This is a genomic window from Methylosinus sp. RM1 (genome assembly GCF_011378635.1).
Lineage (GTDB): Bacteria > Pseudomonadota > Alphaproteobacteria > Rhizobiales > Beijerinckiaceae > Methylosinus > Methylosinus sporium.
Genome location: NZ_WOVC01000004.1, coordinates 16,283 through 32,000, shown reverse-complemented (window position 1 = coordinate 32,000; position 15,718 = coordinate 16,283). Strand labels below are relative to the sequence as shown.

General features: G+C 66.4%; 16 protein-coding genes. 6 read left to right on the top strand and 10 right to left on the bottom strand.

Annotation, left to right across the window (positions count from 1 at the left end):
* Positions 1–28 precede the first annotated feature (28 nt).
* The gene (locus FMZ75_RS03505; protein ID WP_166141332.1) at positions 29–1,132 is read right to left on the bottom strand and encodes a choloylglycine hydrolase family protein; all 1,104 of its coding nucleotides are present in this window, start codon (positions 1,130–1,132) and stop codon (positions 29–31) included.
* Positions 1,133–1,402: 270 nt separating this feature from the next.
* Here FMZ75_RS03505 and FMZ75_RS22045 point away from each other — a divergent pair, with 270 nt between their 5' ends.
* Positions 1,403–2,995 carry a L,D-transpeptidase family protein gene (locus FMZ75_RS22045; protein ID WP_207783267.1) on the top strand — a complete coding sequence of 531 codons (1,593 nt, stop codon included), beginning with the start codon at positions 1,403–1,405 and terminating at the stop codon, positions 2,993–2,995.
* A 91-nt stretch (positions 2,996–3,086) separates the two neighbouring features.
* On the opposite strand, the gene FMZ75_RS21475 is transcribed toward FMZ75_RS22045, so the two are convergent.
* The 3 genes from FMZ75_RS21475 to fabI all read right to left on the bottom strand — a co-directional run bounded on the left by FMZ75_RS21475 (position 3,087) and on the right by fabI (position 4,700).
* Positions 3,087–3,422, bottom strand: coding sequence for a type II toxin-antitoxin system YafQ family toxin (locus tag FMZ75_RS21475; RefSeq protein ID WP_166141331.1), 336 nt, complete (start codon positions 3,420–3,422; stop codon positions 3,087–3,089).
* On the bottom strand, positions 3,391–3,672 hold the full coding sequence (locus FMZ75_RS21470) for a type II toxin-antitoxin system RelB/DinJ family antitoxin (RefSeq protein WP_142862858.1): 282 nt from the start codon (positions 3,670–3,672) through the stop codon (positions 3,391–3,393). The genes FMZ75_RS21475 and FMZ75_RS21470 overlap by 32 nt, the downstream gene beginning before the upstream one ends.
* A gap of 149 nt (positions 3,673–3,821) precedes the next feature.
* On the bottom strand, positions 3,822–4,700 hold the full coding sequence (gene fabI / locus FMZ75_RS03485) for an enoyl-ACP reductase FabI (protein WP_166141330.1): 879 nt from the start codon (positions 4,698–4,700) through the stop codon (positions 3,822–3,824).
* 299 nt (positions 4,701–4,999) lie between these two features.
* Between fabI and FMZ75_RS03480 the strand changes: the two genes are divergently transcribed.
* Together FMZ75_RS03480 and FMZ75_RS03475 are read left to right on the top strand one after the other, a co-directional pair.
* Positions 5,000–5,500 (top strand): RNA polymerase subunit sigma-24, encoded by a 501-nt coding sequence (locus FMZ75_RS03480; protein ID WP_166141329.1) that lies wholly within the window; start codon positions 5,000–5,002, stop codon positions 5,498–5,500.
* 10 nt (positions 5,501–5,510) lie between these two features.
* Entirely contained in the window at positions 5,511–6,389 is an 879-nt protein-coding gene (locus FMZ75_RS03475) for an anti-sigma factor (protein WP_142862860.1), read from the top strand.
* Positions 6,390–6,568: 179 nt separating this feature from the next.
* Here the strand turns inward: FMZ75_RS03475 and FMZ75_RS03470 are convergent, their stop codons facing one another.
* The 3 genes from FMZ75_RS03470 to FMZ75_RS03460 all read right to left on the bottom strand — a co-directional run bounded on the left by FMZ75_RS03470 (position 6,569) and on the right by FMZ75_RS03460 (position 8,690).
* Positions 6,569–7,027 carry a DUF2147 domain-containing protein gene (locus FMZ75_RS03470; protein ID WP_166141328.1) on the bottom strand — a complete coding sequence of 153 codons (459 nt, stop codon included), beginning with the start codon at positions 7,025–7,027 and terminating at the stop codon, positions 6,569–6,571.
* A gap of 100 nt (positions 7,028–7,127) precedes the next feature.
* Positions 7,128–7,556, bottom strand: a complete 429-nt coding sequence (locus FMZ75_RS03465) for a DUF1772 domain-containing protein (protein ID WP_166141327.1) — start codon at positions 7,554–7,556, stop codon at positions 7,128–7,130.
* A gap of 72 nt (positions 7,557–7,628) precedes the next feature.
* Positions 7,629–8,690, bottom strand: a complete 1,062-nt coding sequence (locus tag FMZ75_RS03460; RefSeq protein ID WP_166141326.1) for a GSCFA domain-containing protein — start codon at positions 8,688–8,690, stop codon at positions 7,629–7,631.
* 217 nt (positions 8,691–8,907) lie between these two features.
* Between FMZ75_RS03460 and FMZ75_RS03455 the strand changes: the two genes are divergently transcribed.
* Entirely contained in the window at positions 8,908–9,957 is a 1,050-nt protein-coding gene (locus tag FMZ75_RS03455; RefSeq protein ID WP_166141325.1) for a WcbI family polysaccharide biosynthesis putative acetyltransferase, read from the top strand.
* A gap of 126 nt (positions 9,958–10,083) precedes the next feature.
* On the opposite strand, the gene FMZ75_RS03450 is transcribed toward FMZ75_RS03455, so the two are convergent.
* The 3 genes from FMZ75_RS03450 to FMZ75_RS03440 all read right to left on the bottom strand — a co-directional run bounded on the left by FMZ75_RS03450 (position 10,084) and on the right by FMZ75_RS03440 (position 13,046).
* The gene (locus tag FMZ75_RS03450) at positions 10,084–11,346 is read right to left on the bottom strand and encodes a polyhydroxyalkanoate depolymerase (RefSeq protein ID WP_166141324.1); all 1,263 of its coding nucleotides are present in this window, start codon (positions 11,344–11,346) and stop codon (positions 10,084–10,086) included.
* A gap of 167 nt (positions 11,347–11,513) precedes the next feature.
* Complete coding sequence (gene cbiB, locus FMZ75_RS03445) at positions 11,514–12,491, bottom strand: adenosylcobinamide-phosphate synthase CbiB (protein WP_166141323.1); 978 nt, start codon at positions 12,489–12,491, stop codon at positions 11,514–11,516.
* Positions 12,492–12,494: 3 nt separating this feature from the next.
* On the bottom strand, positions 12,495–13,046 hold the full coding sequence (locus FMZ75_RS03440; protein WP_207783265.1) for a YbhB/YbcL family Raf kinase inhibitor-like protein: 552 nt from the start codon (positions 13,044–13,046) through the stop codon (positions 12,495–12,497).
* Positions 13,047–13,142: 96 nt separating this feature from the next.
* Here FMZ75_RS03440 and FMZ75_RS03435 point away from each other — a divergent pair, with 96 nt between their 5' ends.
* Together FMZ75_RS03435 and FMZ75_RS03430 are read left to right on the top strand one after the other, a co-directional pair.
* Complete coding sequence (locus FMZ75_RS03435) at positions 13,143–14,273, top strand: cobalt-precorrin-5B (C(1))-methyltransferase (RefSeq protein ID WP_166141322.1); 1,131 nt, start codon at positions 13,143–13,145, stop codon at positions 14,271–14,273.
* Complete coding sequence (locus FMZ75_RS03430; RefSeq protein WP_166141321.1) at positions 14,270–15,715, top strand: MFS transporter; 1,446 nt, start codon at positions 14,270–14,272, stop codon at positions 15,713–15,715. Before FMZ75_RS03435 ends, FMZ75_RS03430 begins: the two co-directional genes overlap by 4 nt.
* Positions 15,716–15,718: the final 3 nt, after the last annotated feature.

Genomic DNA, 15,718 nt, shown 5'->3' with positions numbered 1-15,718 from the left:
GGCCTTCGTCCGCGCCCGGCCGGAGGCGTCACCGCTTGGGGAATTCCACCGGAGCCGCCCGCAGCGAGGGCCGCAGAGGAGCCGCCCGCACGCTGCGCCCTTCGAGCTCCAATTTGGTCAGATCTATGCTGCGCAGCGCCTGATTGTCATAGCTCTTCACATAATAGACGCGCCCCGAGAGATCGGCGATCGACGACCATTGCGTATATTCGAAGCGCGACGTCTCCTTGGGCGACACGCGCACCAGCCCCATCGGAATGTCGAAATTATTGAGGATGTGCTCGGCGAGGCGCACTTCGCCGGCGGCGTCCTTCTGCGGTTCGGCGGAGAGGACGAGCCCCACCGCGCGGACGAATCGGGACGGCGGCGTCGGATCGCCCGGAACGCCCAGCAGGCCGGAGCCGGCGCCGAGCGGGGCGAAGCTCTCGTCGCCGATCTTCAGCGACGGCGCATCGACCGGCGAGAGCTTCACATAATTGCGCAGATTGGTGAGATGCCAGTCGAAGGACGGGGCGTTGGTGACGACGCCGAGCGGATTCTCATAGATTTTCAGCTTTCCGCCGCTCGGCTCGACCACCAGCGAGGCGCCGCCGGCGTCGTGCAGCGTGTAGTGGAAAGGCGGGACGATGCCGAGCGTCGGCTGGACGACATCGACGATGGCGATCGTGTCCAGCGCCTCGCGCAGCTCCGCGACGCTGGCGAAATTGCCCAGCGCCCAGGTGAGGAAATCCCAAGGGGCGAGCGCATGGCCGGGGTCGGCGGTCTTCGAGTCGGCGTAGGAGGCGAAGCCCGGAAAATAGAGTATGCCGCCGGCGAGGCCCTTTTCGTTCATCCCGTCGACGACGACCGGCAAGCCGAAGGCGTTGAGCCCGGCGATCGCATAACGGGACTTCCAGCCCCAGGTCTGCTTGCCCTCCGGCCCGCTCGCCCGCGCGGCGTGATGGCGCGGAATGACGATCGCCTCCGATTCGAGCGGAAAGCCGAATTCCAGCGTCCGCCCATAGACCGCCGAGCCATCCGCCGCTCTCAGCAGAAAGCTGGTGCAGGCGCGAGCCGGCGCGAGCGAGAGAGCGAGAACGAGCGGCAGCGTCGCGAGCCGCCCCAGCGCATTTCGAAATTTGGTCGCCGCCATTTTTTTCTCCGATGTCTCTGCGGCGACAGATAAGGCGCGCGCCTCGCGCGCCCGAGCGCGCGGCGGGGGAAAGCGGCGAACGGCCTCGAGACATTATGGCGGCGAAAAGGAAAATTCCCCGCAATTCTTCGTAAAGTGCGCGGGCGCATAGATTTCAGCCGATCGTTAACCAATAAGAGCAATGCAGGCGAGGGCGAGGCTCTGTCCACTTCGAGACAGAGCGTTATTTGCTCGAGCAATGAGTTCGTGTGTGTCAGGAGTTTTCGCGTCATGTCGGAAGTCGCAGCTGTCGCCCGCAGCCGCAGGGTCTGCGCTCGCGCTTTTTCCGCGGTCTGCGCCGCGAGCGTCGCCGCCACTGTCCTCGCCCTCGAGGCGAGACCCGCCGCCGCTATCGGCTATTCCGCCAATTCCGACGCCGAGGCCCCGGCGCCGCGCAAGCGCGGCAAGCGCGCGAAATCCGCCGAAGCCAAGCCGGCCGCCGAGACCGTGAGCCTCGCGCGGCCGCTGTTCGCGGTCGTGTCGCTCGGCGGGCAGCATATTTCGATCTATAATCACAATGGCCTCGTCGACCGCTCGGTCATTTCCACCGGCGTGCCCGGCCATCCGACGCCGGAAGGCATGTTCACCATTCTCGGGCGCGAGCGTTTCCACCGCTCCAATCTCTACGCCGGCGCGCCCATGCCCTTCATGCAGCGCATCACCTGGTCCGGCGTCGCCATGCATACGGGCCATGTGACCGGCCACCCGGCCTCTCATGGCTGCATTCGCCTGCCGGGCGCCTTCGCGCAGAAGCTGTGGGGCATGACCCGCATCGGCGAGCGCGTCGTCATCGCTCCTTATGATCTTTCACCGACGGAAATCGCGCATCCGGCGCTGCCGACGCCCAAAATGCGCTCGGCGACGGAAGCCTCGGCCGCGGCGCTCGCCGACGCCGGGCTGCGCGACGGCTTCGCCGACGGCGGCGCCGCTGCGCTGATCGATCCGCGCCGCTACGCCGAGCAGCTGAGAGTAAAATCCGCGGCGGAGGCGGCCGCCGCCGCCAAGGCCGCGACCGAAGCCTCCGCCGCGCTGAACGCCAAGCGACTGGAGGCCGTGCGCGCCTCGGCGGAGCTGAAAGCCGCCGAAGCCGCCGAAGCCACAGCCCGCGCCAAGGCCGAAGCCGCCGCCAAGGCCGCCGACAGCGTCGCCGCCAAGCGGCAGGAAGTGGCGACCGCCAAGCCGGAGCTGTCCGCCAGCGACGGCGCCAGCCCCGCCGAAGCGGCCAGGGCCAAGGCGGACGCCACCCTCGCCGAGGCCAGGACGCGGCTCGAGGCCGCCAGGACCGCCTACAACTCCAGCGACGCGGAACATGTCGAGGCCGTCCGCCGCTCGCGCGAGGCGGCCGAAGCCGCCGCCGCCGCCGCCAAGGCGGAGAAGGACGCGCAATTGCGGACCGCGCCGATCTCCATTCTGGTGAGCAAGAAGAATCAGCGCATCTATGTGCGCCAAGGGCTGACGCCGATCTTCGAGGCGCCGGCGACTGTCCGCGAGCCGGAGCGCCCGCTCGGCTCGCATCTTTATATCGCCACCGCGGCCGGCGGCGACGGCGCGCTGAAATGGTCGGTTCTCTCCATGCCGCCGCGCATCGCCGAGGCGCGCGCCTCGCATAAGAAAAAGGGCATGGTGGAAGAGCAGCGCAGCGCCGCTCCACTCGGCGCGGCCTCCAGCGCCGCCGACGCTCTGGATCGCATCGAGCTCTCCGACGAGGTGCGCCAGAAAATCGCCGATCGCCTATGGCTCGGCGGCTCGATGATCATTTCCGATCAGGGGCCGAGCTCGGAGACCAGCGCCGTCGGCACGGATCTCACGGTGAAGTTCCGCTGAAGGAGCGATGCGAGCCTGAAAGCTCGCGGTCCGAGTATGCATTAATGAGCGTTTGCGACGCCGCGTTATGAACCATCGATGGACACGCCGGCTACTCGTCGAAAAGGTCGGCATGAGCGCCGGCGCGAATAAAGACGATGAGGCCCGCCTCGTCGCTGTCGTCTACCTTGTAGGCCAGCAGGAAATCGCCGCCGATATGGCATTCTCGGTAGCCCTTCCACTCGCCTTTCAACGGATGGTCGCGCCACTCCGGTCCGAGTGGGGCGCTGTTGGCGATGAGCAGCAACATGGCCTCTTTGAGTCGGTGCATATCGAACCGACCGGAGCGCGACAGTCGTTCCCAATCTTTCAGGAAAGACTTTGCGTAATCTGCCGCACGAGGCAGCTGCGCTCTCTTACTCGCCGCGGGCTTTTTCAAGGTCGGCAAACAATTCGCCGGCGGTTGCGAAGCGGCCGTGGCGAGTCCGGGCGATTTCTTCGGCCTCCGCCATGGCCGAACGCGTTTCCGCGTTCGGCGCCTTGAGCTCCAGCGGGAAGGCTTGGTCCGCCACGACTCGACGCAAGAATAGCCGCACGGCCTCGGAGACGGACAGGCCAATGGCGTCGAGCGCAGCCGTCGCCTTCTCCTTGGTTTCGTCGTCCACTCGGACATGCAACATGGAAGAGCGCGCGGCCATGTGCTTACCCCCTATTCATCGAATAGCGTATCTCAAATGAGATACGCTATCAAGCAGCGCGGCTCGGGGCATTCGCTCGTAGCCTGCGCATTTCCCGATCGTGCGATGTCGCGCGCATCGGGGGAATGACGGCCGTCACCGAATGAAGACTATTTCGCCTCGGTCGTATGCTGCGGCAGCAGGGCCAGCAGCGAGGCCATTTTCGGCGCGGCGCCCGGATTCATCATGCCGACGACATGATAGCCGGCGTCGACATGCAGCACCTCGCCGGTGACGCCGCGCGCCATGGGCGAGAGCAGATAGACCGCAGTCTCGCCCACTTCCTCGATCGTCACCACGCGGCGCAGCGGGGCGTTATATTCGTTCCAGCGCAGAATATAGCGGAAGTCGCCGATGCCCGAGGCCGCCAGAGTCTTGATCGGCCCGGCGGAGATGGCGTTGACGCGAATGTTCTTCTCGCCGAGATCGGCGGCGAGATAGCGCACCGAGGCCTCCAGCGCGGCCTTGGCGACGCCCATCACATTGTAATGCGGCATCCATTTCTCAGCGCCGTAATAAGTGAGGGTGAGCAGCGAGCCGCCGTCTTTCATCAGCTTCTCGGCGCGCTGCGCGACGGCCGTGAAGGAAAAGCAGGAGATCATCAGCGACTGCGTGAAATTCTCCGCCGTCGTGTCGACATAGCGGCCGTCGAGCTGGTCCTTGTCCGAGAAGGCGAGACAATGGACGACGAAATCGATTTTGCCCCACAGCTTCTCGACCTCGGCGAAGACGGCGTCGATCGTCTCCGGCTCGGAGACGTCGCAGCGGCCGACGACGGTCGCGCCGATCTCCGCGGCGAGCGGCCGCACGCGCTTTTCCAGCGCCTCGACCTGGAAGGTGAGGGCGAGCTCGGCCCCGGCGTCGGCCGCGGCCTTGGCGATGCCCCAGGCGATCGACTTGTTATTGGCGACGCCGAGCACGAGGCCGCGCTTGCCGGCGAGAACGCCGCTGAAAATATTGCCGTTCGACGTCGGTTCCGGTTGCGACATGGGAGCGATGGTTCCATAAATCTGCGATCGAGAGGCGGGGTGTTCCGCCGCCTGTCGGCAACGCCGTTGGATGGCTGCGCGAGATGCGCGCGGGCTTGGGACTATGGGCTCGGGACACGGGCTCGGGACATCGGCGCGGGCCGACCCACCGGAAGCGTCCCCGGCCCCTTACAAAAACACATAAATCTCAGGGCGCGGAGATAGTCAATCACGCCGGACTGGCATAATATCTGTGTCCAGCAAACCGAACCAGCGCTGCGCGGACGAGGCGTCGTGGGCCGCGCGAAACGGGCCGAGCGATGGGACAGGCGGAGGATTTCGAGGAGACTCTGGAGAGGCTCACGCCGGGCTTGCGCCGCTATGCCCGCGCGCTGCTCTGCGGCGCGGCCAATGACCTCGCCGACGAGCTCGTGCAGACCGCGCTGCAGACCACGGCGGACGAGGCGCGGAACGATGCTCCCGGCGCCGTTCTCGACATTCGCGTCGACCTCTACGCATCCTTGACCCACGCCGCGCAACGGCGGCTGCGTTCCGCCGCCCCGCATCGGCCGTCGCTGCGCCAGCCCGCGATCATGCATCGGCTCGCCGATCTGCCTTTCGAGGAGCGGGAGACGCTTCTGCTCGTGGCGCTCGAGGGCTTCACCTACGAAGAAGTGGCGCGCATCGCCCGCACCGATCGGCCCGTGGCGCTGATGCGGCTGATGCGCGCGCGCTCGGCGCTGACGGCGCTGGATCGCCATCCGTCGCCGGGCGCCGACGCCGGCCGGCGATCCGGGCCGCATTTGCGCGTCGTGAAATAACGAGCCGACGATGAGCCCCGGGGAGCATGTCGACGAATCCGATCTGCATGGTTTCGTCGATGGCGAGCTCGACGCCGAAAATCGCCGGCGCATAGAGGACCATCTTCACAATCACGCCGAGGACGCCGCGCTGGTGGAGGGCTGGCGCCGGCAGAATGCGGCGTTGCGCGCAGCCTTCGCCCAGACGGTGAAGGAGCCGCTGCCCTCGGGATTGCGCACGGCCTCGGTCACGAGCCTGACGCGCAGCTTCGGCTCCGGCGTCAATTGGGCGCGCTTCAGCCCTAGCAAAGGCGCCTCGCTGCGGGCCATGCGGCGTTCGGACACCAGCCGCAGGCCGCCGCGCCGGCCCGCCATCGTCATGTCGCTGGTGACGCTGCTCGCCGGCGCGGTGGTGGCGGGAGCGGCGCTGCTCGCCTTCACCGGCCCGGCCTCGCCGCCCGCCGCCCCGCAGCGCGTCGTCATCGAGCCGCCCGGCCTCCTCGCCCACGCCCAGCTCGCCTATCAAACCTATGCGCAGGATACGCGCCCGGTGGAGATCGGCGCGGATCGCAAGGCCGAGCTTTCGACATGGCTCGGCGAGCGCGTCGGCTTCGCCCGTCTGCCCGATCTTTCCGCCGCCGGGCTCGAGCTCGTCGGCGGACGGCTCGTGCCGGGCGTGCTCGCGCCCGCCGGCCTGCTGATCTACCGTTCCGCCGCCAGCGGACCGGCCGCGCTCTATTTCGAGCGCGCCGGCGGCGAGCGTCTTCCGGCAGCCCCACCCAAGACGGCGCCCGGCCTCGCCGCGGTGGAATGGCGCGCGGCGGGCTTCGCCTTCGTCCTCATCGGCCCGCTCGCGGCCGAGGTCGCCCGCGCCGCCTCCGAAAGCGCCGCCGCTCAAGCCATTCGCTAAAAATCTCCCAATTACACGCCCCTTCTTCAAGCCGAGCTGGACGCCGAACTACGAGATTTATTTCTATTTCGTGTTGGATGCGACGCCGACGCCTCTCCGTCGCCGCGCATCTTCTCGTCGACAGAGGCGCGCTGCCGGCGCGCTTCGAGATCAAATCGATCCGCCGATGAATCGAAGACCTATCGCAGATCGTCGACCATTGCGTGCGCCGCCGGCGGCGCGGAGACGCGCGTCCATGTCTCGTCGCTGCACAACATGCCCCAGAGGCACCCTTTCAGCGTCAATCGCGTCGCGCTCTCGACAGTGATGAAGCCATCATAGGTCTTGCCGTCGTCGACATTGAACAGCCGGCCCGACCATTCATTGGGTCCCGTCTGCCGGGCGCCGCGCAGGATCACCGCGCCGATCGCGGAGCGGTCCTCGGCGCTCTGCGCCGCTACGACCTTGGCGCAGAGCTTGCCGTTCTCGCAATCATAGAAGCTGAACTGCACGCCGCCTTCCGGCCGCAGCCAAACGCCGCGCGGATCATGGCGCGGATCATGGGACGAGGCGCCTGTCGCAGGGCTCGCGGCCATTGCGGCGGCGAGCAGCGCCCCGGCGGAAGGCGCCAGAAATTCGCGGGCGAAAGAGCGCGTCATGTCGATCCTCCTTCTGCTGTGAAGACGGAGGATCGACGAGCATCGTGTCGAATCTTCGGCCGGGAGAAACAAAGCGGAACGACTCGGCCGGAAAATCACATCAGCCATTCGCAAAGACGAAAAGCGCCGTCGCCAATGCGCCGAGCGCGGTGAGCGCGAGCTCGAACTCACCCCACAGCACGATCGCTTTGCGCGCGTCGGCGCCGTCCTCGGCGGAAATCAGGGCGAGAATGCGATTGTCGAGCGGCGACACCGCATAGAACATGAAAGGCCAGGCGGCGATGATCGCCGCCGCGCCGGCGAGCCAGCGCACATCGTCCGAGGTCTTGTAATCGACGAAGCCGAGAAGCGCGGAGAGGAGCGAGAGCCCGGCGAGCAGCGCGAAACCGCGATGATCGGAAGTCTCCCACTCCTTCATGAGCGCAGCGTCGTCGAGCTTCAGCCGCGCGGGCTGCTCGACGAAATTGACATAGAGAGACGCCCCCGTGAAAGCGCCGGCGACAGCGAGAGCGAGCGAGCCCGTGACCATGAGGCGAATCCTCCGTTCGAACGGCGACAGAGGATATATAAGCTCTAGTTTCGCGAAACGTAGATCACGGCCTCACGCGGTTTCGATCGCCTCTTCGTCGCAGACGATGCGGGAATTGCTCTCCGCCTCCGCCGCCACGTCGAATTTCAGCGGCTCGATCTTGGCCGTCTGCGTCTCGCGCTCGGTGAAATGGTCGAAGAACAGGCGCATCGTCTGGCCGATGCCGAAGGAATTTATGCGCCGCACGTCGTCCCGATAGAAGCGCGCGACATTGGGCGGCGCCGTCGCGACGTCGTAGGACGGGAAATAAGCGATATTGGGCCGCGCGCGCACCACCTCGTCGGCCGCGGCGCGCAATATCGCCTTGATCGCCGAATTGGATTCGAGCACATGGCGATTCTCGTAAGTGGCGATGATGCCGACCGGCGAGACGCTGAGAATGATGCGCGAATTCGGATTGACCGAGCGGATGCGATCGACCGAGGCGAGGAAGTCGCGCACCACTTCCGACACGGTCATATTGTGGAAGTCGAAAACCGCAGGATCCCAGACGCCGCCGGCGACGCCCGGCGCCTGCTGCAGCACCGCGCCATCATGGCAGCGCCAGGACTCCGTGTGGCCGAAGGTGAAAATGAAGACGTCCATCGTCTCGAACATTTTGCGCACGGCGGCGAAATGCCGCTCGCGCTCGGCCAGCATGTCCTCGATCGAGTCGTAGCCGTCCGGCTCTATGCTCGGGCGGAACGGATCGACGATGCGGCCGTCCTCCTGGCGCAGCCAATGCACGAGCTCCGGCTGGAACTTCCCATAGGCGCGGTCGAACAGCTGGAGCAGCGCCGTCGTCGTGTAGAGATTGCCGTAGCGGCAGGAATACATCGAATAATTGCGCCGTTCCGCCTCGGCGGCGGGCATGCCCTCCGGCGGCTGCTCGGCGAGATAATAATGGTAGCCGCTCGCCTTCAGTTTCTGAGCTATTTCTTGCGCGAAACAACTCCCGGCCGTCGCCACCTTGTCGCGCAGCGAGATTTTGAAAGGCGTGGAGAGAATGGGGTCGATCGCGAAGGGCGGCGTCTGCGTCACCGCCTTGCGCCAGAAGCGATGGTCGGGTAGGGAGCTATAGGGATGTTCCGCCAATTGTCGGTCTCCTGGAAAGCCGCCGGCCGCAGGGCTCGTCGAGCAGGGTTCATCTGAGACGCGCGGTCCGCTCTCGCAAAGGCGAAACGGCGCGGCGCAACAGGATGAATGCGGCGGCCTCATCGATGCGGCCGGGAGCATAGACGGCGACCGGGCGCTTGTCATCCTTCGGCGCCGACTTCGATTTCGGGCCGCGACGAAATGGCGTTACCCGCGCATGTTGTCACAGATCGACCGACAGATCATCCGCTCCTGGTACACTCACCTCGTCGAGCCGCGGCTCGCGCCCTTCCATTCCAAGGGTCCGCGCCTCACCGGGCCGCGCATCGCCGTCATCGGCAATTGCCAGGCTTTCGGTCTCGCCTATGCGATGAAGCTGCTCGACCCTTCCGCGCGCGTCTCGCATTTCTCGGCGATCGCCAAGACGCTCGCCGACATAAAGCTGCTCGCCAAGACGCTCGCCACCTATGACTATGTGTTCTGTCACGAGTTTCTGCACGGGCATGTGCGCGGCGGCGGCTCGGCGGAGCTGTGCGAATTGCTGGACAAAGTGATCATGATTCCCTCGATCACCTTTTCCGCCTTCCATCCCGATCTCGTCTATCTGCTGGACGAAACGCGCGGCCATGCGCCGACCATCGGCCCCGTCGGCCCCTATCATTCGGCGCTCGCCGTCTTCGCCTTCCGCCGCGGCCTCTCGGTGGAGGAGGCTCATGCGCTGTTCAATCGCAATGTGTTCGAGGCGCTCGGCTATTTCGACGTGTGGAACGACGCCGTGAACGAGCTGGTCGAGACCGGCAAGCGCAAATTCGACATGGATCTCTCCAGCGAGATCGCCAATTGGTCGCGCCGCGGCGTGTTCATGTATTCGCTGGTGCATCCGCGGCCATTCGTGCTCTTCGATCTCGCCAAGAAATTCTTCGCTCATGCCGGCCTGCCGACTCCGGCGCCGATCAATGGCGATTATTACGCGATCGACGATCTCGGCCGCGCGGAGATATTCCCCATCTATCCGCCGATCGGCGAATATTTCGGCGTGCAGGGCAGCTACACGTTCAAGCTCGAGAATTATCATCTCTCCAGCGAGGTCGGCGAATTCGTGTCGCTGCCGTACTATCTCTCCGAGTGCTACAAGATCTATCGCCGCTGCACGCAAGCGCAGCTCAGCCATCCGCGCATAGAGGCCTGGCTCGCCGATCCTGCGGCGGTCGGCCGCATCATCACGCTGGCGGGGGAGAATCTGCGCAAGGGGCTGCTGCCTGCGTGAGGCGGCGGCGCGGAACCGCGGCGATGGATCGCTTCGCGAGGCGCCCCGCCCCGCGAGCGGCTCGCAGATTCACATATCTTCCAACTCGCGGAGTTTCCGCCGATCTCGAAGAGTGCGCTGCTTCGCTCACGCCTGCGGCGTCTCCACCCGCGCGCAAAACTCGCGGATGCGCGGAACGATGTCGCGTCGGAAGCGCGAGCCGTTGAAGACGCCGTAATGGCCGACGCCCTCTTGCAGATAATGCTGCTTGCGGACGTCCGGAATATTCGTGCACAGCTCTTGCGCGGCATAAGTCTGGCCGACGCCGGAAATGTCGTCCTTCTCGCCTTCCACCGTCAGCAGAGCGGTGCGCTGTATGGCCGAAAGATCGATGATCTCGCCGCGATGGCGCAGCAGGCCCTGCGGAATCTCGTGGCGGATGAATACTTTCTCGACCGTCTCGAGATAGAACTCGGCGGCGAGGTCCATGACGGCGAGATATTCGTCGTAGAAGTCGCGATGCTTCTCGGCGGAATCGCCGTCGCCCTCGACGAGATGGTTGAACATGTCGAAATGCGCGGCGACATGCTTCTCGAGATTCATCGCCATGAAGCCGGAGAGCTGCAGAAAGCCCGGATAGACCTTGCGCCCGAACCCGGCATGGGGAAAGGGCACGGAATGGATGCAATTGCGGTGGAACCAATCGACGCCGCGCTCCACGGCGAGACGATTGACCGCGGTCGGGCTGCGGCGCGGATCGATCGGCCCGCCCATCAGCACCATGGATTCGGGCGCATCGACGCCGCCCTCGCCATCCAGCGCCGCAATGGCGCAGATGAGCGGCACGGACGCCTGGCAGACGCCGAGCGTATGCAGCGGAACGCCATCGTCGCGCTTCGACAAGAGGCGCAGCATGTCGACGAGATAATCGACATAATCGTCGAGGCCGAAGACGCCTTTCTCATTCGGCACGGCGCGGGCGTCGCACCAGTCGGTGATGTAGACGTCATGGCTCGGCAGAAAAGCCTCGACCGTGCCGCGCAGCAGAGTGGCGTAATGGCCGGACATGGGCGCGACGATCAGCAGCCTGGATTGGCGCGGCGCCTCGCCCTGGAAGACGCGCTGGAAATGCAGCAGCCGACAGAAAGGCCGCTCCCACACCACCTCCTCGACGATGGGCGTCGCCACGCCGTCGATGAGCGTCTCGGGAAGGTCGAAGACCGGCTTGCCGTAGCGGCGCGTCATGCGCTCGAACAATTCGGCCGCCGCCGCGACGCTGCGCCCTACCGACGTATGCGCGAAGGGATTGAACGGATTCTTGAAGGTCGTGAGAGTCGCGTCCGACATCGCCCGCGCCGGGGCGAAAGCCAGATGCATCATCTCATAGAACTGGTACGATATCCGGTCCATCTCTCCACGCTCCCCTTCATGCGCAGCGGCCGCTCTTCGAGCCGTGCTGCGACGCACAAAAAAGAAATTATAGCATAGTCAAGGTTTCCTGAAATGAAATCTGGTGATGTTTTGCGCTAGGCGCCAAAAATTTTTCACTGCATCCGCCTAAGCACCAGCTAATCTGCTCAATTACTGAGCATCATCAGAGCGGCGCCTGCAAAAGCGCAGATCGCCGTCGCCGCAGCGCAGCTGAAAATCCGCAAGGCGCGGCGAATATCCGCCGGCGTCGCCGCCGTACGGCCCGAGCCGAGCCAGGCTCCGTGGACCTCATGGGCGCCATAGGCGCGCGGTCCGCCGAGCCGCAAATCCAGCGCGCCGGCCATCGCCGCCTCCGGCCAGCCGGCGTTGGGCGAGGTGTGCGCGCGCGAGTCGCGGAGGCAGGTCGAAACTGCGGCCCGAGGGGAGGCTCCCGTCATTGCCGCGCCTGTGGCGATGAGAGCCGCAGAGAGGCGCGCGGCCGGGAGATTGAGGAGATCGTCCAGCCGGGCGCTCGCCCAACCGAACGCTTCATGTCGCATGGTCCTATGGCCTATCATGCTGTCGGCCGTATTGGAGGCCTTGTATATGAGCACGCCGGGCAGGCCGAACAAGATGGTCGCGAGCGCCGGGCCGATCACCCCATCCGAGAAATTCTCGGCGAGGCTTTCGATCGCCGCCCGGCTCACGCCCGCCTCATTCAGCCGCGAGACGTCGCGGCCGACGATTTTCGCGACGCTGGCGCGGCCACGCTCGAGCGAGCGATCGAGCTCCTCCGCAACATCCTTCACATGCGAATAGAGGCTGCGCTGGGCGTAGAGGCTCGAGGTCAGCACGGCCAGCGGCACAATCCCGAAAGGCAGAGCGAGACAGGCCGCCTGCAGCAGCCAGCCGATGGCGAATGCGATGGCGACGACGAGGAGGATCGCGACGACGCCGGCGAGGCGGCGCAGCAGAGGCGGCGCGCCATCGTGATTGAGCGAGCGATCCAGCGCCGCGATCAACGCGCCGATCCAAGTGACCGGGTGGCCGATGGCGGCGAAGAGGCGAGGCGGATAGCCGATCGCCGCCTCGATCGAGAGACCGAGCGCGGCGAGCGCCAAATTATCCGCGAGAACAGCGAGCAAGGCTCAGCGGCCGTAGAGGCCGGTGAGGCTCGCCTTGGCGAGGACATTCTGATTGACGATGAAGCCGACGAGCGAGGCCGTCGCGCCCTCCGGCGCCTCCACTTTCTCGACGCTCAGCGCATAGATGGTGAAGACATAGCGATGCGGAGGATCGCCGACTGGCGGGCAAGGACCGCCCCAATGGGAAAAGCCATAGTCGTTGCGGATCGGCTTCGCGCCCGCCGGGAGACCGGCGTCGCCCGCCGCTCCGGCGCCTTGCGCCAGCGCGCGCGCGGAGGCGGGAATATCGACGACGAGCCAGTGCCAGAAGCCGGCGCCGCCAGTCGGCGCGTCGGGATCATGGCAGAAGAGCGCGAAGCTCTTGGTTCCGGCCGGCGGCTCGCTCCAATTCAGCTGTGGCGAGACATTGTCGCCCGTCCCGCCGAAATCGTCGAAAACGAATTTGCGATCGATGGTCGCGCCCTCGGCGATATCCGGGCTGGACAGCGAGAAGCCGCCGCCCGCGGCCTCCGCCGGCGCGAGGAGAATGTGGAAATCGAGGAGATTGCGCGTCATTTCGGCCCCCTGTCTCGCTGCTCGGGATGAGGAGGCTTCTTCTAGTCCAACTCGCGCGCAGTGTCGCGCGGAGAGAATGCGGTTTATGTGTCGCCCATGACAGACGCGGACCCGACAAACCCCCCGCTGCGCCGCGGCTGGACCACCGGCGCCTGCGCCACTGCGGCGGCGCGGGCGGCCTTTTGCGCGCTCATCTCCGGGCGCGAGCCGCCCGATCCGGTGGAGATCGGCCTGCCGGGCGGGAGGCGCGTCGCCTTCGCGCTCGCACAATTCTCGCGCGGCGCGGACTATGCCGAGGCCGGCGTGGTGAAGGACGCCGGCGACGATCCCGACGTCACACATGGCGCGCTGATCCGCGCGAAGGTGCGGCGCGCGCCGGCGGGCGCGGGAGTGAGCTTTGCGGCCGGCCCCGGCGTCGGCGTGGTGACGCGCCCCGGCCTGCCGCTGCCGCCCGGAGAGCCGGCCATCAATCCCGTCCCCCGCGCCATGATGCGGCAGGCGATCACGGAAGCCGCGGCGGAATTGGGCGCGGCGCCGGACGCGCAAATCGAGATTTCCGTCGAGAATGGCGAGGAGCTCGCCCGCTCGACGCTCAACGGACGGCTCGGCATAGTCGGTGGACTCTCCATTCTCGGCACGACGGGAATCGTCGTGCCCTATTCCTGCTCCGCCTGGATCGACAGCATCCACCGCGGCGTCGACGTCGCCCTCGCCTGCGGCCTCGACCATATCGCCGCGACCACCGGCTCCACTTCGGAAGACGCCGTGCGCAAGCTCTATGGCCTGCCGGAGGAGGCGCTGATCGAAATGGGCGACTTCGCCGGCGGCCTGCTGAAATATCTGCGCAAGCATAGGGTCCCGCGCGTGACCCTCGCCGGCGGCTTCGCCAAGCTGACGAAGCTGGCGCAGGGCCGGCTCGACCTTCATTCCAGCCGCTCCTCGGTCGATCTCGCCGATCTCGCGGCGATCGCCCGCGCGGCCGGCGCCGGCGAGGCGCTCTGCACGGCGATCGAAAACGCCAATAGCGCGCTGGAGGCGCAGGCGACCGCCCGCGCGGCGGGCGTGGACCTCGCCGCGCCGATCGCGCATCGGGCATGGGACACGGCGGCCGCAGCGCTCGCAAATCCGGCGACCGCGCTCGAGATCATCGTCGTCGGCCGCGACGGCGCCATACTCGCACGCTCAGGCTTTCGCCCAGCGATTCGTGGAGAGGACCCCCAAAAGTGAACAAGCCCGCCGCCGGCTTCTCGCACGCCGATCTCAGCCGAGGCGAAATGCTGCAGATCATGATCGGGCTCGGCCTCGCCATGCTGCTCTCGGCGCTGGACCAGACCATCGTCGCCACCGCTCTGCCGACGATCGGCAAGGACCTCGGCGATTTCGAGCATCTGCCCTGGATCGTCACCGCCTATCTCGTGGCCGCGACCGCGCTGACGCCGCTCTACGGCAAGCTCGCTGATATTCACGGCGTGCGCGTGATGCTGCTGATCGGCATCTTCACCTTCGTGCTCGGCTCGCTCGCCTGCGCCGTGTCGCCGAACCTCACTTGGCTCGCCATCGCGCGCGCGGCGCAGGGCGCGGGGGGCGGCGCGCTCATCGCGCTGGCGCAGACGATCATCGCCGATCTCGTGAGCGTGCGCGAGCGCGGCCGCGCCCTCGCCTATTTCTCCGTCGTCTTCGCCGGCGCCAGCATCGGCGGGCCGATCCTCGGCGGCGTCTTCGCCGAATATCTGCATTGGTCGCTGATCTTCTGGATCAATCTGCCGCTCGGCCTCGCGGCTTTCTTCATGACCTATTTCAAGCTGGCGCGGCTGCCGCTGCGCCGCCATCCGCATCGCGTCGATATCGGCGGCGCGGCGCTGCTCATCATCGCCTCTGTCGCCTCGCTGCTCGCGCTCTCCTGGGGCGGCGTGCGCTATCCCTGGGGCTCGTCGCCCATTCTCGCGCTGATCGCCACGGCGCTCGCCGGCTGGGCGATCTTCGCCTGGCGCACCAAGACGGCCGAGGAGCCTTTGATCCCGCTCGCCGTGCTGGCCGACGACGTCATTCGCAACGCCATTCTCGCGGGCGGCTTCGGGCTCGGAACCTTCGTCGCGCTGACGATGTACATGCCCATATATTTCGAGGGCGCGCTGCGCCTCTCCGCCGACCAGTCCGGCCTCGCGCTGATCCCGCTGACCGTGGCGACAGTGACCGGCGCCGCCGTCTCGGGGCGGCTGCTCAGCCGCCTGCGCCATTACAAGGCGGCGCCGCTGACGGCGCTCGTTCTCGCTTTCGTCGCACTGCTCATCGCGCGGCGATTCCTCGCCGATCTGCCGCTCGCCGCGCTCGATGCGCTGCTGGCGATCGTCGGCTTCGGCGTCGGAGCCATGCTGCCGGTGACGACGGTCTGCGTGCAGAGCGCGGCGCCGGGGCATAATCTCGGAACGGCGACCGCTGTGATGCAATTCTCGCGTCAGCTGGGCGCGGCGCTGATCGTCGCGATCATGGGCGCGATCGTCATCGGCGCCGGCCATGGCGCTCTCGCGGCCGAGGTCGCCACCGGAGCGGGCGTGGAAGCGCTGCGCGAGACCTTCCGCACGGCTTTTCTGGTGGGCGCGATGTTCATCGCTTTGTGCTTCTTCTTCCTCGCGCGCATGGAGGAGAGGAATTTGCACGGGGAGAGGTGAGGG

Bases quoted from the DNA above. Each gene is read 5' to 3' on its own strand.
- FMZ75_RS22045 (WP_207783267.1), top strand. From the start codon at position 1,403: ATGTCGGAAGTCGCAGCTGTCGCCCGCAGCCGCAGGGTCTGCGCTCGC.
- FMZ75_RS03480 (WP_166141329.1), top strand. From the start codon at position 5,000: ATGGGACAGGCGGAGGATTTCGAGGAGACTCTGGAGAGGCTCACGCCG.
- FMZ75_RS03450 (WP_166141324.1), bottom strand. From the start codon at position 11,346: ATGGACCGGATATCGTACCAGTTCTATGAGATGATGCATCTGGCTTTC.
- FMZ75_RS03455 (WP_166141325.1), top strand. From the start codon at position 8,908: ATGTTGTCACAGATCGACCGACAGATCATCCGCTCCTGGTACACTCAC.
- FMZ75_RS21470 (WP_142862858.1), bottom strand. From the start codon at position 3,672: ATGGCCGCGCGCTCTTCCATGTTGCATGTCCGAGTGGACGACGAAACC.
- FMZ75_RS03470 (WP_166141328.1), bottom strand. From the start codon at position 7,027: ATGACGCGCTCTTTCGCCCGCGAATTTCTGGCGCCTTCCGCCGGGGCG.
- FMZ75_RS03435 (WP_166141322.1), top strand. From the start codon at position 13,143: ATGACAGACGCGGACCCGACAAACCCCCCGCTGCGCCGCGGCTGGACC.
- FMZ75_RS03505 (WP_166141332.1), bottom strand. From the start codon at position 1,132: ATGGCGGCGACCAAATTTCGAAATGCGCTGGGGCGGCTCGCGACGCTG.
- FMZ75_RS03465 (WP_166141327.1), bottom strand. From the start codon at position 7,556: ATGGTCACGGGCTCGCTCGCTCTCGCTGTCGCCGGCGCTTTCACGGGG.
- FMZ75_RS03440 (WP_207783265.1), bottom strand. From the start codon at position 13,046: ATGACGCGCAATCTCCTCGATTTCCACATTCTCCTCGCGCCGGCGGAG.
- fabI (WP_166141330.1), bottom strand. From the start codon at position 4,700: ATGTCGCAACCGGAACCGACGTCGAACGGCAATATTTTCAGCGGCGTT.
- FMZ75_RS03475 (WP_142862860.1), top strand. From the start codon at position 5,511: ATGAGCCCCGGGGAGCATGTCGACGAATCCGATCTGCATGGTTTCGTC.